Annotated in this window: 25 protein-coding genes and 1 pseudogene; 1 reads left to right on the forward strand and 25 read right to left on the reverse strand. The window is 63.4% G+C overall.

Features of this window, described 5'->3' with window-relative positions:
* Positions 1-10: 10 nt before the first annotated feature.
* From PQQ95_RS07530 to PQQ95_RS07605, 16 genes and pseudogenes are all read right to left on the reverse strand, one after another.
* Entirely contained in the window at positions 11-283 is a 273-nt protein-coding gene (locus tag PQQ95_RS07530; RefSeq protein WP_228976427.1) for a VirB3 family type IV secretion system protein, read from the reverse strand.
* Positions 280-651, reverse strand: coding sequence for a TrbC/VirB2 family type IV secretion system protein (locus tag PQQ95_RS07535; RefSeq protein WP_228976428.1), 372 nt, complete (start codon positions 649-651; stop codon positions 280-282). The genes PQQ95_RS07530 and PQQ95_RS07535 overlap by 4 nt, the downstream gene beginning before the upstream one ends.
* Positions 651-1661 carry a P-type conjugative transfer ATPase TrbB gene (trbB, locus tag PQQ95_RS07540; protein WP_408436459.1) on the reverse strand — a complete coding sequence of 337 codons (1011 nt, stop codon included), beginning with the start codon at positions 1659-1661 and terminating at the stop codon, positions 651-653. The genes PQQ95_RS07535 and trbB overlap by 1 nt, the downstream gene beginning before the upstream one ends.
* Positions 1658-2122, reverse strand: a complete 465-nt coding sequence (locus PQQ95_RS07545) for a CopG family transcriptional regulator (protein WP_408436461.1) — start codon at positions 2120-2122, stop codon at positions 1658-1660. Before PQQ95_RS07545 ends, trbB begins: the two co-directional genes overlap by 4 nt.
* Positions 2119-4119 (reverse strand): conjugal transfer protein TraG, encoded by a 2001-nt coding sequence (locus PQQ95_RS07550; protein WP_408436464.1) that lies wholly within the window; start codon positions 4117-4119, stop codon positions 2119-2121. The genes PQQ95_RS07545 and PQQ95_RS07550 overlap by 4 nt, the downstream gene beginning before the upstream one ends.
* 220 nt (positions 4120-4339) lie before the next feature.
* On the reverse strand, positions 4340-4585 hold the full coding sequence (locus PQQ95_RS07555) for an EexN family lipoprotein (protein WP_228976435.1): 246 nt from the start codon (positions 4583-4585) through the stop codon (positions 4340-4342).
* A complete protein-coding gene (locus tag PQQ95_RS07560) occupies positions 4582-5526 on the reverse strand; it encodes a LysR family transcriptional regulator (protein ID WP_408436467.1) in 945 nt (314 codons plus the stop codon). Before PQQ95_RS07560 ends, PQQ95_RS07555 begins: the two co-directional genes overlap by 4 nt.
* Before the next feature lie 171 nt (positions 5527-5697).
* Entirely contained in the window at positions 5698-6858 is a 1161-nt protein-coding gene (locus tag PQQ95_RS07565) for an NAD-dependent formate dehydrogenase (RefSeq protein WP_408436470.1), read from the reverse strand.
* 281 nt (positions 6859-7139) lie between these two features.
* Positions 7140-7245: pseudogene (locus tag PQQ95_RS07570) on the reverse strand (helix-turn-helix domain-containing protein); the annotation flags it as partial.
* 90 nt (positions 7246-7335) lie between these two features.
* Entirely contained in the window at positions 7336-8331 is a 996-nt protein-coding gene (locus tag PQQ95_RS07575) for a zinc-binding alcohol dehydrogenase family protein (protein WP_228976440.1), read from the reverse strand.
* Positions 8328-8936: an NADPH-dependent F420 reductase gene (locus tag PQQ95_RS07580; protein ID WP_408436473.1), complete on the reverse strand. Its 609-nt coding sequence runs from the start codon at positions 8934-8936 to the stop codon at positions 8328-8330. Before PQQ95_RS07580 ends, PQQ95_RS07575 begins: the two co-directional genes overlap by 4 nt.
* On the reverse strand, positions 8933-9826 hold the full coding sequence (locus tag PQQ95_RS07585) for an SDR family oxidoreductase (protein ID WP_228976445.1): 894 nt from the start codon (positions 9824-9826) through the stop codon (positions 8933-8935). Before PQQ95_RS07585 ends, PQQ95_RS07580 begins: the two co-directional genes overlap by 4 nt.
* Positions 9827-9868: 42 nt before the next feature.
* Positions 9869-10555, reverse strand: a complete 687-nt coding sequence (locus tag PQQ95_RS07590) for a glutathione binding-like protein (RefSeq protein WP_408436476.1) — start codon at positions 10553-10555, stop codon at positions 9869-9871.
* An 85-nt stretch (positions 10556-10640) separates the two neighbouring features.
* Positions 10641-11432 (reverse strand): oxidoreductase, encoded by a 792-nt coding sequence (locus PQQ95_RS07595; RefSeq protein ID WP_408436478.1) that lies wholly within the window; start codon positions 11430-11432, stop codon positions 10641-10643.
* A 31-nt stretch (positions 11433-11463) separates the two neighbouring features.
* Positions 11464-12132 (reverse strand): peroxiredoxin-like family protein, encoded by a 669-nt coding sequence (locus PQQ95_RS07600; protein WP_408436481.1) that lies wholly within the window; start codon positions 12130-12132, stop codon positions 11464-11466.
* 154 nt (positions 12133-12286) lie between these two features.
* A complete protein-coding gene (locus PQQ95_RS07605) occupies positions 12287-13237 on the reverse strand; it encodes a LysR family transcriptional regulator (RefSeq protein ID WP_408436484.1) in 951 nt (316 codons plus the stop codon).
* A gap of 187 nt (positions 13238-13424) precedes the next feature.
* On the opposite strand from PQQ95_RS07605, the gene PQQ95_RS07610 reads away from it, so the two are divergent.
* Positions 13425-14651, forward strand: a complete 1227-nt coding sequence (locus PQQ95_RS07610) for an MFS transporter (protein ID WP_408436487.1) — start codon at positions 13425-13427, stop codon at positions 14649-14651.
* 81 nt (positions 14652-14732) lie between these two features.
* Here PQQ95_RS07610 and PQQ95_RS07615 read toward each other — a convergent pair whose 3' ends face one another.
* From PQQ95_RS07615 to PQQ95_RS07655, 9 genes are all read right to left on the reverse strand, one after another.
* On the reverse strand, positions 14733-16691 hold the full coding sequence (locus PQQ95_RS07615; protein ID WP_408436490.1) for a DUF3363 domain-containing protein: 1959 nt from the start codon (positions 16689-16691) through the stop codon (positions 14733-14735).
* 436 nt (positions 16692-17127) lie between these two features.
* On the reverse strand, positions 17128-17715 hold the full coding sequence (locus PQQ95_RS07620; protein WP_408436493.1) for a S26 family signal peptidase: 588 nt from the start codon (positions 17713-17715) through the stop codon (positions 17128-17130).
* Positions 17712-18245, reverse strand: a complete 534-nt coding sequence (locus tag PQQ95_RS07625) for a DUF2840 domain-containing protein (RefSeq protein ID WP_408436496.1) — start codon at positions 18243-18245, stop codon at positions 17712-17714. Before PQQ95_RS07625 ends, PQQ95_RS07620 begins: the two co-directional genes overlap by 4 nt.
* Positions 18242-18493, reverse strand: a complete 252-nt coding sequence (locus PQQ95_RS07630) for a chromosome partitioning protein ParB (protein WP_408436499.1) — start codon at positions 18491-18493, stop codon at positions 18242-18244. The genes PQQ95_RS07625 and PQQ95_RS07630 overlap by 4 nt, the downstream gene beginning before the upstream one ends.
* Positions 18490-19128 (reverse strand): ParA family partition ATPase, encoded by a 639-nt coding sequence (parA, locus tag PQQ95_RS07635; RefSeq protein ID WP_408436502.1) that lies wholly within the window; start codon positions 19126-19128, stop codon positions 18490-18492. The genes PQQ95_RS07630 and parA overlap by 4 nt, the downstream gene beginning before the upstream one ends.
* A gap of 253 nt (positions 19129-19381) precedes the next feature.
* The gene (locus PQQ95_RS07640; protein WP_408436505.1) at positions 19382-20215 is read right to left on the reverse strand and encodes a replication initiator protein A; all 834 of its coding nucleotides are present in this window, start codon (positions 20213-20215) and stop codon (positions 19382-19384) included.
* 26 nt (positions 20216-20241) lie between these two features.
* On the reverse strand, positions 20242-20523 hold the full coding sequence (locus PQQ95_RS07645) for a helix-turn-helix transcriptional regulator (protein WP_408436508.1): 282 nt from the start codon (positions 20521-20523) through the stop codon (positions 20242-20244).
* Positions 20524-20648: 125 nt separating this feature from the next.
* Entirely contained in the window at positions 20649-21404 is a 756-nt protein-coding gene (locus PQQ95_RS07650; RefSeq protein WP_408436511.1) for a DUF2285 domain-containing protein, read from the reverse strand.
* 326 nt (positions 21405-21730) lie between these two features.
* Positions 21731-22081, reverse strand: coding sequence for a DUF2958 domain-containing protein (locus PQQ95_RS07655; RefSeq protein WP_408436514.1), 351 nt, complete (start codon positions 22079-22081; stop codon positions 21731-21733).
* Between the last annotated feature and the right edge of the window lie 57 nt (positions 22082-22138).

Consider the following 22138-nt stretch of genomic DNA (forward strand, 5'->3'; position numbering starts at 1 on the left):
GGCATCGTCCTCACACGTCCAGCAGCGATTTGTGCTTCAGATGCCGCGCGAAGACCTGCATGAACTGCGGATCGACTTTTGCGCCCCACACAGCGAGCGAATGGCCGATCAGCCACAGCGCCATGCCTGGAATCCACAGTTGCAGGCCAAGCCCGACGGCAGCGGCGAGCGTGCCGTTGGCGATCGCCACGGTGCGCGGCGCACCGCCCATCAGGATCGGCTCGGTGAGCGACCGATGCAGCGGCACCTCGAAGCCGAGGGTGATGGTGGCTGGCTCGTTCATGCCACCACCGCGCCGCCGGAGAAACTGAAGAACGACAAGAAGAAAGACGATGCGGCGAAGGCGATCGAGAGTCCGAACACGATCTGGATCAGGCGCCGGAAGCCGCCGCTGGTGTCGCCAAACGCGAGCGTGAGGCCCGTCACGATGATGATGATGACGGCGACGATCTTGGCAACTGGCCCCTGGATCGAGTCGAGGATGGATTGCAGCGGCGCTTCCCACGGCATGTTCGAGCCGCTGGCTTTCGCCGTGCTGGTCAGCGCGAGCATCACGACGGCCAGCATCAAACCCTGCCGTGCGGGCTGGACCAGGCGACGAAGACGTGGAAGCGGATTTACGGAAAAGCGCAGAACATGGACATGGCTCATCAGAGTTCTCCGGTGGGAAGCGAAGACGGGGCTGGATCGGATGGCGACGGCATGGCGTCGCAGAGCTGGTAGCTAGTGGCATCGAAGCCGGTCACACGGGCGATGCGTTCGATGCGGCGGCGACGGCCACGCCCAGCGATGTGGATGACGACATTCACCGCCTCGGCGATCAGCGCGCGCGGCGGATTCACGGCAACTTCGAGAATTAGTTGTTCGAGGCGCAGCAGCGCGCCCAGCGCGGAACCGGCGTGGATCGTGGCAATGCCGCCTGGGTGGCCGGTGCCCCACACCTTGATGAGATCCAGCGCCTCGCCACCGCGTACCTCGCCGACGATCACGCGGTCGGGACGCAGGCGCATCGTGGCGCGCACCAGCTCGGTCATGGACACGACGCCGGCGCGCGTGCGCAGCGGTACGTGGTCGCGTGCCGTGCATTGCAGTTCGATGGTGTCTTCGAGCACCAGCACGCGGTCGCCGGTGGCGGCGATTTCCGCGAGCAGAGCATTGGCGAGCGTGGTCTTGCCGGTACTGGTGCCGCCGGCGATCAGGATGTTCTGGCGCTCGCGCACCGCGTCGCGCAGGAACGCAGCCTGCTCGGCGGTTATCATGCCGTCAGCGATGTACCGATCCAGCGGAATGACACCGACCGCGCGCTTGCGCAGTGCGAAGGCCGGCCCTGGCGCAGCGGGCGGCAAAATGCCCTCGAAGCGCTCGCCGGTTTCGGGCAATTCGGCGGTCAGCAGCGGCTGACCGCGATGGACTTCCGCGCCGACGTGCGCGGCAACCAGACGGATGATGCGCTCGCCGTCCGCCTCGGACAGCTCGGCACCCATCGGCGCGCGGCCCGATGACAGGCGATCGACCCAGAGCGTGTGGTCGGGATTGAGCATGATTTCCACCACGTCCGGGTCTTCGAGCGCGGCAGCGATCAGCGGCCCCATTGCCGTGCGCAACATGCGGATGCGCCGGTCGAGCGACGTGGTAGCGAAAGATTGGGGCTGCGCGCTCATGAGGCACGCTCCTGCGCTTCGGCCTGCGCCGCCGCATCGTTCAGCCGTGCGGCGTCGGGGTTCAGCTCCTCCACCACCTCGCGCACGAGGCTGCGCCCGCGCATCAGGTGGCGGCCGAGCTGTTCGACGAACTGCTCGAAACGCGCTTTGCCCTGCGCACGAGCGGCATCCTGATGAGCTTCGGGAACGGGCGTGCTGACCGTGAGGAAGTAGCGGACGAATAGCGCCAACGTCTCGATCTCGATGTTCTGGTCGCGCTCCAGCTTCTCGAACTGGCGCGAGAGTCGGTCGAGTCGTTTGGCAATGGCCGCCTCGCGCTGGTCGCCCGCGTCGGGCGAGAGCCAGGACGCGAGCGCCGCCGCAACGATCGACGACTTCGACACGCCTTTCTTCGTCGCCAGCTCGTCGAGACGCCTGGCGTGCTCGGGCGGAATGAACAGGTTGAGGCGGTACTGGCTCATAGCTGGAGTCCATCGTCGTGATCGAAGGATGCCAGCCGGGCCGTGCGCTGCATGGCCGGGTCGAACTGGCGAGGGAGCGGCAGCGGCAGGTCGTCGTCGAGCAGCGCGAGGTCGCTGTCGGCGGCCTGCTGTTCGGGGCTGTATTCGGAGATTTCCGATAGCTCCGGTTGCCGGCGCAGTCCACCGTCGTCAGCGGTGCCGTCATCCTCGTCGACCAGGCCAGCGGCGACCGGCGCAGCCGGTACAGTGGGAATAGCCAACCCGCTCCAGTCGTCGGGACGAACGGTCGGCACATCGGCGTAGTGCCCGACGGCGAGTACGGGCGGCGGCAGCACGCGGCGTTTGAAATTGCCGTCGCTGTAGTAGCGCAGCTTCTTCGCCCTGATCGGCGCGACACTGGACACCATCACCACGGCCTCGTCGGGCGGGAGCTGCATTACTTCGCCGGGCGTCAACAGCGGACGTGCGGTCTCCTGCCGCGACACCATGAGATGACCCAGCCACGGCGCGAGCCGGTGGCCGGCATAGTTGCGTTGCGCTCGCAGTTCGGTGGCCGTGCCAAGCGTTTCGGAAATGCGCTTGGCGGTGCGTTCGTCATTCGTGGCGAACGTCACGCGCACATGGCAGTTATCGAGAATCGAGTGATTTTGGCCGTAGGCTTTATCAATCTGGTTGAGCGATTGCGCGATGAGGAAGCTGCGAATGCCGTAGCCGGCCATGAACGCGAGTGCCGTCTCGAAGAAATCAAGCCTGCCGAGTGCCGGAAATTCGTCGAGCATCAGCAGCAGCTTGTAGCGGCGTGCGATACCGTCGCTACCGTCGAGCGATTCGGTCAGACGCCGGCCAATCTGGTTGAGGATCAGACGTATCAGCGGTTTCGTGCGGCTGATGTCCGAAGGCGGCACAACCAGATACAGCGAGACGGGATGCTCTGACGCGATCAGGTCGGCGATGCGCCAGTCACAGCGCGAGGTGACTTCGGCTACCGTGGGATCACGGTACAGGCCGAGGAACGACATGGCCGTGGACAGCACGCCCGACCGCTCATTGTCCGACTTGTTGAGCACTTCGCGCGCAGCGGACGCGACGACGGGATGCGGCGTGTCGCCGAGGTGCTTCGTCGTCATCATCCGGTGCAGCGTCAGCTCGAACGGGCATGCCGGATCGGACAGGAAGTTGGCGACCCCGCGCAGCGTCTTGTCTTCGCCTGCATAGAGCACGTGCAGGATGGCTCCGACCAGCAGCGCGTGCGAAGTCTTTTCCCAATGATTGCGGCGTTCGAGCGCACCCTCGGGGTCGACCAGGATGTCGGCGATGTTCTGCACGTCGCGTACTTCATGCGCGCCGCGCCGGACTTCGAGCAGCGGGTTATACGCGGCCGACTTCGCATCGGTCGGGTTAAACAGCAGGCAATGCGAGAAGCGCGAGCGCCAGCCCGCGGTGATGGTCCAGTTCTCACCCTTGATGTCATGGATGACAGCGGATGCTGGCCAGCTCAACAGCGTGGGAATCACCAAACCCACGCCTTTGCCCGATCGTGTCGGCGCGAAGGTCAGGACGTGCTCCGGGCCTTCGTGGCGCAGGTAGTGGCCGTCATGCAGGCCGAGAAAGACACCTGCCGGTTGCGTCAGGCTAGCCTTGCGAATGTCGCGGGCATCGGCCCATCGCGCCGAACCGTAGGTGGTGACGAGGCGCGATTGCCGCGCGCGCCACACCGACATGCCGATGGCGACGAAGGCTGCGGCAACTCCGCTGGTCGCCGCGATAGCACCGCCCGTGAGGAACAGGCGCGGCGCATAGGCGTCATACCAGTACCACCACTCGAACAGCCGCCACGGGTGATAGAACGGAATGCCAAGGTAGTCGAACCAGGGCGAACCAAGGCGTAGCTGGTAGCCCAGATGTGCGGCGGTCCATTGGGTAGCACCCCAAGTTCCCGCCACCACGATGCCGAACACCGTCAGCATCTGGCCGAACAACACACTGGTCCCGTTCATGCCGGCCTCCGACTTCCACCTGCGTCATGCGGCGAAGACGTGCCGCATAGCCAGGAGCATCGGTGCCGGGTCAGTGCTGGTCAAAGACCGTTATGGCGATAAAAAAGATCGAAAATGCAAGATTTCTAGCTGGGAAAATGCGCTGCGCGTCACAGCACATTTCTGCGTGTGACAGCGCAAGCGCCAACGAAGTCAGCCAATGTGTTGCGCAACCAAAGAATCAGAACTTTGGAGCATCTTTAGACGGCGTGTATTGCGGACCCCTGCCGATGAACAGCCGATGCCTTGCTTCAGATGCAGCGCTGCATTCAGCAGCAGGCATTTTGGCGTCACTGTCCGTACACTGTCTTTCGACTTCACGGAGTCGATCTGGATGAGAAATTAGCGAGTCCACCGTATCATTGGGTTCTGATTTGCCACAGCCCGTCAGTGCCAAAACGAGCATCAGCAACGTGATCTTGTTCATGGCTCGACGTCCTCAGAAGCGGTGGAGTCAGATAAAGCGACGGGTTTCTTTGTAGCGGATGATTCAAGCGTACTGGCTCTCTCAATGAAACGAGCCAGTGCCTCTGAAGGCTCGCTATCCAGATATAGCAAATAAGTGGTTAACGTGGCCGGCGGTCCGTCAAGCAGCCGAGCTACCACGCCCGGCTCGCGGCAGGCAGCGATCTGAGAAGCACCAGCCAGACCCAAGGCGAAACCGGCCGCCACCAACGCCATCATCAGGTCAATGGATGCCACCCGTTCGGCAATTAAAGGTTCTTGATCGACCCGGCGCAGCACACGTTCGAGCTGTCGGGTATAACCTTCGCAGGTATGGGGATCACCAAGTACCAGCGGATGGCGCAGCACTTCTTCCAGAGGGATGTGTTTGTGCGCTAGCAGAGGATGGCGAGCTGGTACCGCTACCACCAGGGGATCATTCCAAACGGCCTCAGCTATGATGCCGTCGCCGACCTCATCCGACCGCGAGAACCCTACGTCGTACAAATCGTCGTGCAGCCCTTTGATCTGCTGCGCCAGCGGAACCTCGAATAGACGTATTTCTATTTCCGGTTCTTCTTCGCGGCACAACGCCAGAAAGGTCGAGAAGCGCGCCGTTGGGATGCCATCCGAGAGCGCGACCCTCAACTGGCTATGGAAGCCATTGGCAGCGGCCTTCACGCTATCGCGTGCCTGCTGCAACGCCGTAAAGACACGCGGCACGTACTCAAGAAACAGCTTTCCTGCGCGGGTTAGGCGAGTGCTGCGCGTAGTGCGCACAAAGAGTTGGGCGCCCAGATCTTCTTCCAGTTCCTTGATCGCCCGCGACAGCGGCGACTGTTCAATGTGCAGTCGCTCCGCTGCCCGAGCGAAATGTAGTTCTTCGGCGACTGCAATAAAGCATCGTAAGTGGCGCAATTCCATAAGTCATCGCTCGCCCCAGCCAGCCCAAGTCGCGAATTGCGTTGTTTAAGCGGCCAGCTTTTCTTTTTCACAATCGCATCGAGCCACCGCCAACCTTTAGCGTCTGCCCTATCGCATAGCGCGCATCCGTACCGGCGCCGAAGGCAACGAGGTCAGCGATAGCAGCCGGGTTCACTTCATTTCGTAGGACTTTGCACCCGTACCTGCCAAAGTGCCGTTATCGACGATCAGATATTCTGGCCGGATCGGCTTGCCATCGAAAAAGCATTGCAGGATCTCCAGCGTGCCGGCCGCATAGCGCGCCTGCCCAGATAGCGACGTACCGGAAATGTGTGGCGTCATCCCGTTGAACGGCATCGTGCGCCACGGATGGTTGGCGGGTGCCGGTTCCGGAAACCACACGTCGCCCGCATAGCCTGCCAGATGACCGGACGTGACCGCGTCCACGACCGCGTCGCGATCGACGAGTTGTGCGCGCGCAGTGTTGATTAGATAGGCGCCGCGTCTCATGCGCGCGAGCATTGCCGCGTCGAATAGGTTTTCCGTCGACGGATACAGTGGAATCTGCAAGTTAACAATGTCAACGGCGCTTGCGAGCGATGCCGCGTCCGGATGGTAGATCAGATCCAGCTCTCGCTCGACGTCCGCGCCGAGGCGATGGCGCTGCGTGTAGTGCAGGGTTAGGCCAAACGGTTTCAGCCGGCGTAGGACCGCGAGGCCAATGCGGCCAGCGCCTACCGTGCCGAAATGCATCCCCTCGATGTCATAGCTGCGCGATATGCAATCGGCGATGTTCCAGCCGCCTTGCTCCGCGAACCGATGTGACGGCAGGAAATTACGGACCAGCGCAAGCGTGCTCATCACGACGTGCTCGGCGACGCCAATGCTGTTCGAGCCGGTTACTTCGGCGACGACGATGTTCGCACGGGCGGCGGCCGCGAGATCAACGTGATCGGAGCCGATGCCAGCCGTTAGCGCGAGCTTCAGCTTCTTCGCCTTCGCGATCCGCTCGGCGCTCAGGTAGGCGGGCCAGAACGGCTGTGAGATCACCACATCGGCCTCGGGCAACCATTTCTCGAATTCCGAGTCAGGGCCATCCTTGTCGCTCGTCACGATGAATCTATGCCCGCTCGCCTCCATGTACTGATGCAGCCCGAGCGCGCCGGACACGCACCCAACGAGTTCGCCCGGCTTGAACCCGAGAGGCTCTTTCGGCGTCGGCGCGGTCTGGCCGTCGGCGTAATGGGTGATGACCGGGATAGCGTCCCGAACATAGCGCGGCGGATAGCCGTCGATCGGATCGGGGTAAAGTACGCACAAGACGGTTGCCATCGAAGACTCCTCTTGAGTAGCGTCCGGCAAAGCCGAACTCAGAATATGTTGATGCTGTCGATCAGAGTCGCACCAGACTGCCATCGACCACGAGTACTCGGCCGGTAGCGAAGCGGACACCGTCGCTGATGAGAAAGGCTATCGGTCCGGCGATGCCGGTGAGCCTACCTAGCGGGCACTGGCGAGACTTCACCGGATCGCCCTCTGATGCAACATCGGGGATGTAGGGGATATCCACTTAAATGCTCGCAGCAATGAATTGGCGTCCTCGAATCTAAGTAGATCGCCCGAGACTGCGGCGACTGCTCAATGTGCAGTCGTTCCGCCGCGCGGGAAATGCAATTCCTCGGCGACCGCAATGAAACAGTGTAGACGGCGTATTTCCATCCAGTTTCCAGTCACACCGTCGCGCCGTCGATCAGAGGCAGTCGTTTTTTCAAGCCCTCGTTCGGACGAAATACTCTTCGTTACTATTAGTCAGATTGCGATCACGACCTTTCCGACCGTCCTGCCGGATGCGACGAGTTCGTGGGCAGCTTTCATCGTTTCGGCCGTGAGGCCCTCCAGCAGCGTCGTCATAATCGGCTTCACGCGACCCTCGACGACGAGCGCGGCAACGGTTGCCAGGATTCTTCCCTGCCGTTCCGGCTCGCTGCCGTAGATGATCCTGCTGAATACCATCTCCAGATGGAGCGAGGCTGCTTTCGGCGCGAGCGGGCGGACATCGAGCGGTGGGCCGCCATCCACGACGGAGAGATGGCCGAAAGGGCGTAGTACGTTCGCGATCCAGCCGATGTTATCGGCAGACTTCGCCGTGGAGAGTACCCAATCGACATGCGGGATGCCTGCCGCGCCAAGCTGTTCGGCGATGTCGGCGCTGTGGTCGAGCACCAGATCGGCACCCATCCGCTTGCACCACTTCTTCGAGTCCGGACGTGAGCCGGTACTGATGACGAACGCCGTGGTCCTGGCCTTCAGAAGTTGCGTCGCAAGTGAACCGACAGCGCCCGCGCCGCCCAGCACGAGCACGCGATCCACGCCGGACGGCAGCACGTCCTGGTCGCGGAAAACTGCCTCCCATGCCGTCACGGCGCCGATCGGCAAGCTTGCCGCATCGGTGAACGAGAGCTGGTCAGGTACGTGGGCGACGATCCGATGATCGACGGCCACGCGCTCCGCCCAAGCCCCGTCGCGTGTCATATCGCCGGTGCCGAAAACCCGATCACCGACCTTGAAGCGCTCGACTGCGGGGCCTGCGCCCACCACGATACCGGCGAACTCCCAACCCAGCAGAACACGGCCACCAGGTTCGGCGCTCTTCATGCTGCGGATGGCCGCTTCGCCGGGATTGACGCCGATGGCTCGCACCTCGACCAATACGTCTTGGTCACGCAGCGCCGGTTCTTCGACATCCGCAAGATGGATCGCGAAGTCAGCAAGGCTGTGCGCCTTTTCATAAACGAGAGCCTTCATAGCACGAACCTTTCGCCGAAAGTGAGCCGGACACCCGCGAGCGGGCCGCCGAGCTGTTGGAGTCGCCCACCGACCGCGAGAGAGCCGAGATCGATGCAGCTAAAGCCGACTTCCTCAACGAGGCTGCTGACCGGCTGCTTGGCATCGGCGGCGTCCCCAGAAATGAACAGGACGGTGCGCGGCTTCGTGGCCGAGAAGTCGGAAATCCACGACATCGGCACGGAGTTGAACGCCTTGACGACCTTCGCTCCAGGAGCGAGGTCCGCGACGATCTCGCTGGACGTTCGCCCCGATATATCGCCCAGGGACAGCGGCGTGTAGCTGGCGACCCGGTTCGTGGCATCGACGAGGATGCGCCCCTTCCAGTCCGGAACACCGAACAGTGCCGGCTGCACGCTGGACCACCTGACCGCGAGCACGACAATATCCTGCTCCGCAACTTGCTGGGGTGTTCCGGCCGTCGCGCCGGCGCCAAGCTCCTTCACCACGTCAGCGAGGGAATCCGGCCCGCGCGAGTTGCTGAGCATGACCTGATGCCCGAGAGGTAGGACATGCTTCGCGATCGTTTGGGCGACCGTGCTCGCACCGATGAAGCCTATCTTCATGACGCGCTCCCTTGGGCTTTGGCCGCCTCCGCGACCGAACGCAAATACTCGGCGGGCGTCGTGGGCTTGTGGCCGATAAGCGTTTCGAGATCGTCGGTGACCTCCTCCCACTCGCCCTGGTTCATGCCCTGAACCCACTTCAGAATGAACGGGGCGACAAAATCGGGGAAGCCGAGCCCTTGCATCGACTTGATGTATTCCTCATCCGAGATCGCGATGTAGGGCACATCCTTGCCGTGGACCTCTGACAGAATCCGGGCAATATCGGCCCACGAGACTGCCGGTGAGCCCGACAGGTAGTAGGTTTTGCCTTCGTGCCCCGGTTCGGCCAAGACTGTCGCATGAGCCGCAGCCAGATCGTCGCGAGTCGCCGCAGTGAACTTGCCGTTACCCGCCGGCACCCGAACACCCGTCTCTACAGCATTCGGCCCGGCATACATGATGGCGGGCTCCATGAACGGCGGGTGCTGAACAAGCGTATAGGTTAGACCCGATGACCGCAGCTTCTCGACCGTGAAGATATCCTCTTCGGTGATTTCTTTCATGACGAAGGTCGAGCCAGCTTTACGATAAATCGGCATGTAGACGAGGAACCGGACGCCCGCCTCGACCGCTACGTCGATCACGTTGGCGTGAGCCGTCTTGCGATCGGTGAAGGCGTGTGCCGAAACCAACATCAACTTCTCGACGCCGACGAAAGCGCGCTTCAGGGATTCACGATCCAGATAGTCGCCCTGGCGAAGCTCGACGCCGAGCGCCGCCAAATCCTTCGCCTTCGCCGGATCACGGACCAGCCCGATCAGATCGCTCGCGGGCCGCTTTTTCAGCAGATGCAGGATGGTCTTCCGGCCGATATCGCCGCTCGCACCCGTGACAAGAATTTTGCTCATAATCTTTTCTCCAATTTCGTCAGTGACAATGGTTGATGAGGGTCAGCTCGCAAGCCTGGCCGCTTCGCGCTCCGCGCGTCTGACGGGCTGGGGCGCCAGCGGATTGAGGTCTTTGGCGATGGCATAGGCGCGCTCGGTCGCCGGTCGCGAGGCGATCGCTTCGAGCCAGCGCTCGATGGCCGGATATTCATCGAGATCCAAACCGAACAGGCTGTAGGGTGCCGCCCAGGTATAGACGGCGATGTCTGCGATCGAATAAGCATCGCCGGCGAGCCAGTCCCGTTCTTCGAGGCGCTTATTGAGCACACCATAGAGGCGTTGAGTTTCTTTCGTGAAACGCTCGATGCCGAAGGGATACTTCTCCGAGCTACGCAGAAAGAAAATGAGCTGCCCCGCCATCGGACCGAGGCCAGCCACTTGCCAGAACAGCCACTGATTGACTTCGACGCGGGCGCGGATGTCCTGTGGCATCAGCTTGCCGGTCTTTTCGGCGAGATATTGAAGAATGGCGCCGGACTCGAAGATGCTGATCGGAGCACCGCCGCCGATTGGATCGTGATCCATGATCGCGGGCATCTTGTTATTGGGCGCGATTTCCAGAAATTTCGGCTCGAACTGTTCGTTCTTGACGAGGTTGATGGGCACGATGTTGTAGGGAAGCCCGGTCTCTTCCAACAACATCGTGATCTTGTGGCCGTTCGGCGTGGTCCAATAATGCAGGTCGATCATATTTCGCTTTCTCGCTGGGAAGCCGGGAGGCCCGCCGCCCGGTGTTGATACGGAGTGTCAGCAGATCCGGCGGCGGGCGCTGTGGTCAGATACCGGCCAAGGTGCCCCAACCACCACCGACAAAGAGCGTATCGCCGGTGATGTAGGAGGCCCGCTGCGACGCCAGGAAGACGATGGCTTCCGCCAAATCTTGGGCCTTGCCGGCACGGCCTTCGAGCGGCACCGTGGCGAAGAACTGCGCGTCGGTGATACCCATTGCCTGAGTGATGGTGTTGCGAACCTCGTCACCGCCGGGGGTGATGATCGGTCCGGGCGACACGATGTTGACGCGCACACCCTTCGGCGCCACCTCCTTGGCGAGCGATTCCGACCAGTTGTTCAGCGCGGCCTTGGCGGCGCCGTAGTGCGCCATCGGGCCACCGAATGCAATGCGGCCGCCGGCAGTGACATTGACGATCGAACCCTTCGTCTTAACCAGTTCGTCCAGCGATGCGTAGGTGATGCGTAGAGCGGCCAGGAAGTTGATGTTCAGGCTATCGACCCATTCCTCGTCCGAGATCGCAGTCGAGGCCGGCAGATGGAGTCGGGCGGCGCCGGCATTGTTGATCAGAATGTCGAGACCGCCGAGCGCGGCGATTGCCTCCCTAGCAACCTTTTGCGCGCCTTCCAGCGTGCGCGTGTCGCCAGCGATGAACGTCGCGCTCTTCGGCGTTTCGGCATGTGTGTTCCGGGCGGTGACAACGACCTTCGCGCCGCCGTCGATGAAGCGCTGCGCGGTGGCCGCGCCGATGCCGCGCGTTCCGCCCGTGACAAGGACACGACGACCGGCAAACTCTTTGGTGAGATCGAGAAGATATTCAGACATAAAGCCATCCATTTTCAGTTGAGGTTGGGACATTCCCGGCGTATCAACCGCCCTTGGCACGGGCGAGTTGATCGAGGATCGGAAAAAGGTGATCGGGTTCAGGACGGCGCGTGTAGTCGGGATTGATCTCGGCGTAGGCAATGACGCCGCCCTGGCCGATCACGAAGCGAGCGGGCATCGGCAGCGACCAGCTCGCTTCTCCGTTGATCGCCTCCAGATCGTTGCCGAGGGTGCGGTAGAGTTCGACTGTCTTGGGTGAGAGCGCGTATCGAAGACCGAAGGCGTCGGCGACCTTGCCGCCGGCGTCGATCAGGATCGGAAAGCCGAGCTTGTTCTCACGCGCGGACTTACGGCTATTCGCAGCGTTCTGCATCGACACCGCGACGAGTGATGCGCCGCGCGCCTCTATCTCGGCGCGGACTTCTTCGAGCGCCTGAAGTTCGATGTTGCAGTAGGGACACCAGACGCCGCGATAGAAGCTGACGACCAGCGGCCCTTTGGCGAGCAGCTTGGCGGAGCTGACCGACGTGCCGCTTTCGTTCGGCAGCACGAACGACGGTGCGTCATCGCCGGCCTTGAGCGCATGATCGGCCTGGCCACTGGCAATTTGTTCTGCGATACCGTCTTTCAGCGCAGTGACGAGCGGCGTGGGAATTTTGCCGCTGCGTATCAGGTCATCGGTGAATGCGTCGAGCTTGGCTTGCAATGTCACGTTGTATCTCCTGTCGGAATGCAGGAATGCAAACTCCCTGCCCACGACGGAGATAATCTTTTATTCGGCCAATGCGCGGTAGATGAGAAAGGTGACTTTCATATATTCAATTTATGAATATATTTGACTAACGTTCGCCGTTGCTACCGCGGCATCAAGCGGGCTGCGATTCCATGTCGCGCGCGCGGCATGACGCTTGATGTTCGTTCCATAGCACGTCCAGTTCCCCAAATTCCGCACTGATGAAATCCGAGAAGGCTCTGGCAGAAGGTTTGGCGGCTCGTCCCGCTGGCAGGATCACATGAACGTCGGCCGAACCCATTTCCCATTCCGGGAGCACTCGAACCAGGAGTCCGCTTCGCAGCTCTTTGAGCATACCGAGAGCGCCCGCCGAAATAATGCCTAGACCTGCAACCGCCGCCGCGGTTGCACCTTCACCGCCATTCAGGATGAACCGTCCATCTACACGGACTGATGTGGTCTTACCATTCTTCTTGAAAACCCATCCCTCCATCCCTCGGCCAGCCGGCCCGACAATGATCGAGAAGTCAGTCAGATCGGAGGGGGTGCGTGGTACGCCTGCCTTGGCGAGGTAGTCAGGTGAAGCCGCCAGCACTCTATGCACGACACCAACTTTTCTGGCGACGGCCGACGAGTCGGCCAGACTGCCGACACGCAGTGCAACATCAACGGCATCGCTTACGAGATCCTGTTTTTCATCGTTCAGAAGGAACTCGACTCGAAGATTAGGATGCTGCTCGGTAAAGCGCGGTAGCCGAGGCAGTACGCATCTAAGCGCTAAAGACGTGGACAGCGCGATCCGAAGTACACCGCGCAGTTCCCCCGTACCGCGAGCCGCGTGGTCGGCCTCGTCCAGTGCGGCGAGAATCGCCTCCACACGCGCCAGATAGTCTGTCCCGGCCTCCGTCAGGGTGACAGCACGCGTTGTTCGCACGAGCAGCGCTGCACCGACCTGCTTTTCGAGTGCCGCCACGATCCGCGAGGCGGTCGGCTGGGAGATGCCCAGCTCGCGCCCGGCGATGGAAAAGCTGCCGGTCCGCGCGACGCGGGCAAACAACTGCAAGGAATAGAATCGGTCGTTCATTCAGAAATTGAATTTAATATACTCAATTCTTCATGCTACTACGAATTTTCCGCATGAGTTAGTCTCCGTTATTACCGTCGGCGTGCCTCGGCCGGGTTGATCTGCAGATCCAGCCATCACGCTATCGGAACTGCTGAAAGCCGATCACGGCGATCTAACGCGAAACTCCTCCCCCGCACAACTTCTTATGCCATCTAACCACTCCCCACAGGCCGTGGTCGCTACAAGTCTGCGTCAGTGGCTTTCCGCTATCGCGGTCGCTATCAGCGCTTTTGCCTTCGTAACTGCGGAAGTTCTACCGGTAGGCCTGCTCCCACAGATCGCGGCCGCGCTGGGTGTCAAGTCGGGCGTGGCAGGCCTCATGGTCACGGTGCCTGGCGTAATGGCAGCCTTTTCTGCGCCCACTCTGATGATCCTTGCCGGTCGAGTTGATCGACGCAACGTGCTCCTGCTACTCACCGCCGTTTTGCTCGCGTCGAACGCCGTGTCGGCTGCGTCTCAAAATCTTGCGACGATGCTCGTCGGGCGTGCGATGCTCGGCGCTGCGCTTGGTGGTTTCTGGACGCTCGCCATTGCTGCCGCTGCGCGGCTCGTTCAGCCGCGCGATTCTGCGAGAGCCACCGCAATCATTCTCACCGGAATCGCCTTCGCGACGGTAGTGGGAGTCCCTTTTGGCACGTTTGTCGCAGCTCTTGTTTCGTGGCGAGCGTCGTTCTTGGCGACCGGGGGGCTTGTCGCAATCGCGCTGGTCGCACAGGCGTTTCTTGTGCCATCGCTGCCGTCGGTAGCGGCCGTGAATGTGACCGACTTCATTTCATTGGCGCGCCGTCGGCAAATCCAGTTGTCTATGCTCATGATCGCCCTGATTTTCGGCGCACATTTTGTGACGTTCACCTATATCGCACCACTCCTGCTTCAGGACTTCACGATCAATGAGATGACGCTGCTGCTCCTTGCATTTGGTGTCATTGGATTTTTTTCGAACGCGATTCTGTCGGTAGTCGCAACAAAAAGACTCACGGCTTCCATTGCGGGACTGTCCGCGCTATTGCTGTGCGCGATCATAATGATGATGCTTTTCGAACACTCACGGATTGGTGAAAGTGTAGCGATGTTAATTTGGGGCATTGCGCTTGGTGCGTTGCCGCTCTTGTTCAGTATGTGGATTCAACGCACCACCGCGGACCTTCTCGAAGCAGGCTCGGCAATGTTTGTCAGTGTGATCCAGGTGGCGATTGCCGTAGGTTCTGCGGTCGGCGGTGTAATCGCGGATCACGCGGGAATGAACGTGGATTTTCTGGCGGGCGGAGGCCTTACCGTTGTCGGCTTGCTGATTTTGCAACGACTGAGTAATGTGCGCCACGGGATCGTGGAAACGCCCGTAAGACAAGGAAGCGAGCAATCCGTCGAATGACGCATTGGACAGGTCTCGCCTTCAGGTCCAATGCGAAACCTACGCAATGCACATCGCAGATCAACGATCTACCGCGTTCAGTCAGCCAATTGTTGGATCTCGTTGTCGTCCAATCTCCCAAGACACGCTACCATTGCGCACCTTCGCGGCGAGCTGCTGCCCAAACCGCTGCTCTATCACAGGCTTCCACGGCACCAGCGAGAAGCCCATACCGTCATCGAGCATCGCGTAGCGACCGCTGGCGAGCATGACGGAACGCCGGTAGATACCGACCACGCGCTGCCCGTCGGCCACGGGCCGATGCGCCAGGCCGGTTTCGGCAGCAATATCCTTCGCCGCCTTTACCAGCTCACGCTCGCGCAGCGTCGCCAGCAGATTGCGCGCAAGGACGATGTGCTGCCCGCGTTGCTCGGCTAGTCCCTGTTCGGCCAGGAAGTCGACACGGTCGCGTAGCGCGTCCTTGACCTCGGCACCAAAGCCTAGGTCGCCCAGCCCCTTGCTGCCAACGATCAACTGCTGGTCGAGCCAGGTTGCGCCGATCACGCGGGCCTGTCGCTCGATGGGTAGATGCGATTTCAGCTCCACCACCACGCCGCCGCCAAGCCGCTGCGCGTCATACTGGCGGCCCCGTTCGGCTAGGTTGTCGGGGACGCGCCAGACGCCTTCGGCCTCGCGTTCCACGATGCCGGCACGGCGCAGGGCTTCGAGTCGGCGCACGTGTGCGGCCACCACCTCACGCGGGTCGCGGTCGGGCGTGGCCTGGCCTTGCGCGACGGCCAGGTGATGATCGGTGCGGTATACGCCATCGACGGCGAGCGCGGCGATGTTCCGGTCGGCGGCGCGCACGTCGGCCGTGCCTTTCACCTCCACTACGGCGCCGGTCGGGTACTGCTCCAGCTCCGAGCGCGGCGGGAGCTCGACGTAGTGCGCCTTGCCGTCCGTGCCATCGACGATCAGATAGCCCTTGTCGTATAACTCGTCGGCCAGCCCCTTACCAGCGACGCGACCGACGACGCGGCCATCCTCGCCGGGTTGGAACACGGCCAGCTCACGCTGCTTGCCGCTCATCGCGCGTTGCATGGTGCGGATGATGTCGCCGCGCTCGCCCATCGCGCGCAGAGTCGGCTCGGCCTCGGCATGGACGGCCCACGTACCCGGCTGCGGTTCGGTCGCCAGCCCCATGCGCTGCAAGTGTTGCAAGCGGCCGATCAGCATTTGCCGCTGGCGTTGCAATCGGGGTTCGGCGAAGCGTTCGATACGCACCAGGCCATCGTCGCCGGCCTCGCGTTGCAGGGTGCGATCCAAGCCCGTCCACCGCTCCTGCTCGACTTCCCGCTGCGTGGAGCGCTGCATCTCCAGCTCGGTGCGCGGCCCCATCCACTCCGTCGCCAGTTCAGATGCCCGGTGGCGCATCCCCTCGGCGATATAGTCGCGGGAAATGATGAGGTCTTTGCCGGTGTCGTCCTTGCCGCGCAGGATGACGTGCGTGTGCGGGTTGTCGGTGTTCCAGTGATCGACGGCCACCCATTCCAGCCGCGTGCCTAGGTCGGCCTCCATGCGCGCCATCAAATGCCCCGTATAGGTGCGCAGGTCATCGAACTGTTCGGCATCTTCCGGCGAGACGATGAACCGGAACTGGTGACGATCGTCGGCGCCGCGTTCCTTGAACGCTTCGAGGTTGGCATCGTCGGTCGTCGGCCCGTAGGCATGGCCCGGCCCGCCCTGGCGATCGACGCCTTCGCGCTCGATGTAGCGAAGGTGCGCGGCGGTCGAACGCGGCCCAGCCTGCGCCAGATTCACCAGCCGGGCCTTGATCGTCACGCGCCGCGTATTTGCCCCAAGTCCCCGCCCAGCGAAGCGCGCCGCGACATGGCCGCGACCCAGCCGAGAACCGGGCCGCTGGCCGACCTTGCTGGCTGCCTTGCCGAGCTTCGCGCCAGCCTTGTTGGCCTGCCGCAGCACCTTGTTGATGTAGGCATCGCCGCGCCGCTTCGGCGCACCAGGCCGGACGCGGAATCGGTCATCGTCGCGCTGGTTCATGGCGCGGCTCCATCCAGCACAGTCGCAGTCCAGCGGACGAAGCACGCAGCTTCGCCAATGCCGGTGCGGCATTGCGCACCTTCGCAGCACGCAGCCACCCTCTGGCGCGTGCCGCGCCACCCACATGTGCAGACAGGTTTTTCAAGCGGCGAAGTGCCGCGACCTTTTATCTTGCCTTCCGCCTTTGCCCTGCGCTGTCGCTCCGGGCATCGGCGGCCCGGCGGCGCGGTGCTGCTTGCAGCCCGCGCGCCGGGGAACGCGGCCACGGCCATCGGCCGGGCGCGTTCAACGCAAGATGCCTGCACGGGGGAAAGCGATCCCGAATTTTGCGTGACGTGCGGCGCGGATGCGCTCGCACGACACGCGCGACGACACGGCGACGGCCAGAAGAACGACACGCCGGATGGCACGATGAAGCACAGCGAATCGGCGGCCATCATCGACGTGTCTCCAGCCAGACCGGATGCGCAACACCGAGCACGGTGGATGTGCTGACCGGGCCGAAATAGCGACTGTCGAACGATGCCGGATTGGTCGTACTCAACAGGAACAGCTCGCCCGGTTCGAGGCGGCGACACTGCGGCCACGATGGCAGCGGCCGGCCCATGCGATCAGCGGGCAGCACGGCGGCCGAAGGCACGCCGTCGATGCGGACGATGCCGCCTACGATGCACACCACCTGCGGCGCAACCGCACCCACGCGCTTGAGCAGCGGCACGCGCGTCGGCAGGTAGCCGCGCTGCGCCGCCAGTGCGGCGGCCTCGGCGGGCAACGGGACGAGCACGATGCTGTCCACGGACAACGGACGTGGCAGCGAGCCGGCCCGGTGGTCAAGCGGTTCGACGCGATACCAGCCGACCGCCACGCTGTCGGACGGGTTGTAGGTCAGACGCGGCAGCGGCGACACGAAGGACGCCCAGGCCAGCGCAGCGAAGCCGCAGGCGGACAGGCCCGCCAGCACGAGGCGAGCGCGCAGGCGCGAGCGAGGGTGCGGCGCGATGCCGGACGGGGAAATGGTCGTCATGGCAACACCTTCCCGGCCAACCAGGCAGCGTGCCGCTCGGCAGTGTACAGCGGCAACGGCAAGCGCACAGCGAGCCGGTTGCCGAGTGTGCGCCAGTACGCGGGCGACACGTCGGCGGGCGCGATGCCTTGCGCTTCGATGGCGTCGAGCTGCGCCAGCACGGCGCGCACGGCGGGTTCGCCTTCGGCGTGCAACAGCAGGCGCGCGCCCGGCAGTACGCCGGGGATGCGCTGCGCCGCGTCCAGCAGCGTGCAAGCCTGCATCACCATGAGTTGCCAGCGGATCGTGCCGTAGTCGTTGGCGTGCCAGCGGATGCGGCAGAACATGGCGCCGGGCAAGAACACGGCGACGCGCCGCCAGCGGTCGAGCCGGATGATGCGCGCCGGCTCGCCGAAGCGCAGATACACGTCGATGCGCTGCTCGATGTAGGCGAGCGAAACGCGGGTCAGCGGTGCGATGCCGGCATAGCCGGCGAGCGCCGCAAGCGACGGCGGCGGCGCAGTCGTGGCCGCCAGAGCAGATGCGTTCATGGGGTCTTCTCCGGGAACTCGCGTTCGAGCAGTGCGCGCAGCAGTTCGGCCACCGTCACGCCCTGCGTGAACGCCGACACCTTGATGCGCGCCCGCATCGCGGGTGTGATGTCGAGAGTCAGGCGCGCGGTGTAGAGGTCGCCCTTGTTGAGCGGATCGACGTCGCCCTGACGAATCCACGCCTCGGCATGCGGATTCGCCGGCGGACGTGCGCCGATGCCGATGCGTTTGCCGCGCGCAGTCGTCATGTCGGCCACCGCAGCAACTCGTCGGTGAGCGCAGTGATCTCGCGCGCGGCGGCGCTGTCGGGCGCCGTCTCGCGTGCAAGCCGGCCAGCGGCCACGCTGTCGGCGAACACGATGCGCTGATGCACTTCCGAGCGCAGCGCCGGCAGCGGCTGCTCGGCGAGTGCGCTGCGCGCCTCGCGGCCAATGATGGTGGTGCTGATGCGCCGGTTGACGACGAAGGCCGCGCGCAGCGCAGGCCGAAACACCTGCGCCTCACGGATCAGCGCGACCATCTCCGACGAAGCCCACAAGTCGTAGGGGCTGGGCTGTACGGGAATCAGCACGCGCTCGGCCGCCAGCAGCGCGGAGCGTGCCAGGGCGGCGATGCGCGGCGGGCCGTCGATGACGATGTGATCGGCGCGGCGGGCCAGCTCCGGCGCTTCCTGGTGCAGCGTCTCGCGGGCGAGGCCCACGGCGCTAAACAGCCGTGGCAGGCCCTGCTGGCTTCGGCGCTGCGTCCAGTCCAGCGCCGAGCCTTGCGGGTCGGCATCCAGCAGGATGACCGACTGCCCGCGCATCGCCAGTTCGCCGGCGATATGCGTGGCGAGCGTGGTCTTGCCGACGCCGCCTTTCTGGTTGAGGAAGGCAACGATCATGGCGCGGCCCTCCGCGTTGGAAAGCCAGGCTGTCGCTGCTGCGCTGCGTGCCGTCGGGCGGTTGTCCACCGAAGCGGCGTGCTCTTACTACCAGTTAGAGTCTTTAAGTTAGATAAGTTAGAGGACGCCGAAACTCGCGCCGTTATTGGCTTTCCGGCGATTTCGCACGCCTGATAGCACGATAGTCCCACGCCTGATAGCACGATACCCGGCACGCCTGATAGCACGAGGCCGTCCACACGTTGTCCCCGAGTTATCCCCGTGCCGTGAACGGCACGGGCCGGAAGGTCAGCAATTCGGTTCCGTCGTCCGGCATCCGCTCGATGCCGAGCACGTAGCCGGGCAGCGACTGCCGCGCGACCAGCGCGCGCAGGTCGCAGGCGAAGTCGTAGGGCTTCGCCGTGCTGCCTGATTTCTTGTGCAGGTGCCGGAAATCGAATTGCCAGCCGCCAGGCTGTTTGCCGCCGTGCTTGCGCACCAGCCGGTACAGCCACCGCTCGATGCCGCCGGTCAACCGGAAATACGCCGGGTCGATGGTCAGCACCAAGGCGGCGTCGAGTACGCCGGCATAGAACCAGTCCGGCAGGATCAGTTCGATGCCCAGCGGCGTGCCACGGGCGTCGGCCAGCTCCTTCCACTCGTTGATCCACGAGAAGCGATGCAGACGCCGCCCGGTCGTCTCGCGGATGGACGTGGCCACGGTGGTCGATTGCAGCCGGTCGAGCGCGGCCTTGAGACGCTGGTAGTCGCGTAGCGACACGCCGCGCCCGATGAAGCGCAGGATCTCGTAGGGTGTGGCGTGCATGAGCCGCGACGGGCGCAGGCCCGCGTCGCGCGCTTCCACGATCTGCGAGGCCGCCCAGATCAGCACGTCCGCGTCCCAGATGGTCGCTATGCCATGCTCTTGCGTGCCTTCCACGCGGATCGTGACGTTGCCGCTGCGGAAGTCGATCGGCACGGTGCGCCGCGATTTCGCCAGTGAGAAGAACGGGTACGCCATCAAGTCCTGGGCGTCGCGCGGCACCATGTCGCCCGGCAGTGCGCGGAACAGGTCGAGCTGTTCCCGCTCCCGCGATGGGTTGGACATGGCGACGGCCACCGGCGAGCCGCCAATCAGCGCGCACGGCTGTCGGCCGAGTGATGCTCGGCATACTCGGGATCGGACGTGGTTTCGTAGCTGCGCTGGTCAGCCCAGGCATCGAGGTCGGCTACCGCGTACATGACGCGGCGGCCGAATTTGCGAAACTTCGGCCCGTTGCCGATCACACGCTGTTTTTCGAGCGTGCGCGGCGACAGTCGCAGGTACTCGGCAGCTTCGTCGTTCGTCAGATAGCGTTGGGGTTGTGCAGGCGTAGCGGCGGGTGCAGCGGCAGGCCGCAAGGGAGCGGGACGCATCGGATGAACCTCCATCAGTCAGAAACGCCGGCAGCACCAGCGCAGCCGGATGGAGGCAGTCTCGAAAAAGCGATGCGTTGCGCGGAGGGTCGTTTTGCAGTGCAGACAAAACGACCCTGTGCAGGTCAATCGAACTGTGCAAGGCGGCGGTAACCGCCGCGCATCAACGATTGGCCTCGCCGCACCAGGCGGCGCACGCGCGAGCGCAAGCCGCTGTCGGCGTACCAGCCGGCGGCCACGGCCTCGGTGCCGAACAGCCCTTCGGCCGTTTCACGCAAGGACGCGCCCGCGAGGGTCGCGTCGAGCGCCTGCAAGGTGTGCAGTTCCAGCAGCGCGGCCGGCGTGGGGCGGGAACGGGCCGTCGCCGTAGGCGTGGCGCCGCCCACTCTCGCCAGCTTGTCCAGCTCGGCGGTGATCGTGTGGTAGCTCGCGCAGGGTGAAGCGCACGCGCGGACGGCGTAGAGGTAGGCCATGCCATCGACCAGCCCCTGCGCCAGTGCGAGCCGCACGCAGCAGCCGGGCCAACGCGACGCCAGCACCAGGCGCTTGCCGTCGTGGGTCAAGTGTTTGTGGCCGGGGATGTGCCAGAACTCGAATATCGCCGCATCCGGCGGTGGGTCAGTGTCCGGATAGAGCTGGAGCGTGCCGTCATGGTCGGGAAACCAGACTGGATGCGCGTCGCGCGCATCCAGTTCCGGATCTTCCAACAGGCGCAGACCCCAGACCTGCGCCACCTCCGGTTGGCGGCGACGGCGCAGCCAGTCGCGCCGGTAGTCGGGATGGCGGCGCAGGTACTCCCAGGCCAGTGCGGGACCATCCAGATGCAGTACGTACAGGTACGCGGCGGTGGGATACCAGGCTTCGGTGCTTCGATCAGCCATGACGCAACCTCCTGTTCAACAGGAACGTCGCCACGGGCATTGAACGCGGGAGCTACGGCATCAGCGACATCAAAGCGCCATCGGGAATGGCATAAACTCAAGCTGTAACGAGGGGGGCAAGACCGATTCGCTCCAAAGCCTTACATGGGTTGTCCGAGTGCGACGACTGCGCAGCACGGAAGCGCCGCGCAGCATCGGACACCCTGCCGCAAGCCGCGCCATGCACCATGTCTTTTTCGGTCAGGGTCGCACCCGACTGGTGCAAGAACGCCGATCCGGACCGCAGCCGTCTTGAGTTAGACCGAGAAAGACACAATGCGTCCCGCTTAGTCGGGAATGGAGCCATCACGCTGCGCCAGCCTGACATACTCCGATAGCGGCCGCGCGGCATGGAAATACAGGTCGCGCAGGACGGGCCGTTGCTGCGGCCCGACGATGCCGGCCAGGTCGGACAGCTTGACCGTCCCCAACGCCGGCATCCCGATGCCGAGGTCAATCAATCCCCACGCGGTATCGCCATCGGCAGGGTCGAGCGCGGCCAGCAACCAGGTCGCGTGCGCGTCCGGCGTGAACAGTCGCACCACCGGCAAAGGATCGATACCGTGGCCGGCGGCGAGTGCCGTGCCGATGGCGAGCAGTTGCGCACGCTGTTCTACGGTGATGAGCGGCTGGGTCATGGCCGGAAATCCCACGAAACCAACGATGCACGGAGTCGCTTTGCCGCCAAGACGCCG

Source organism: Paraburkholderia caffeinilytica, from assembly GCF_046030355.1.
Lineage (GTDB): Bacteria > Pseudomonadota > Gammaproteobacteria > Burkholderiales > Burkholderiaceae > Paraburkholderia > Paraburkholderia caffeinilytica_B.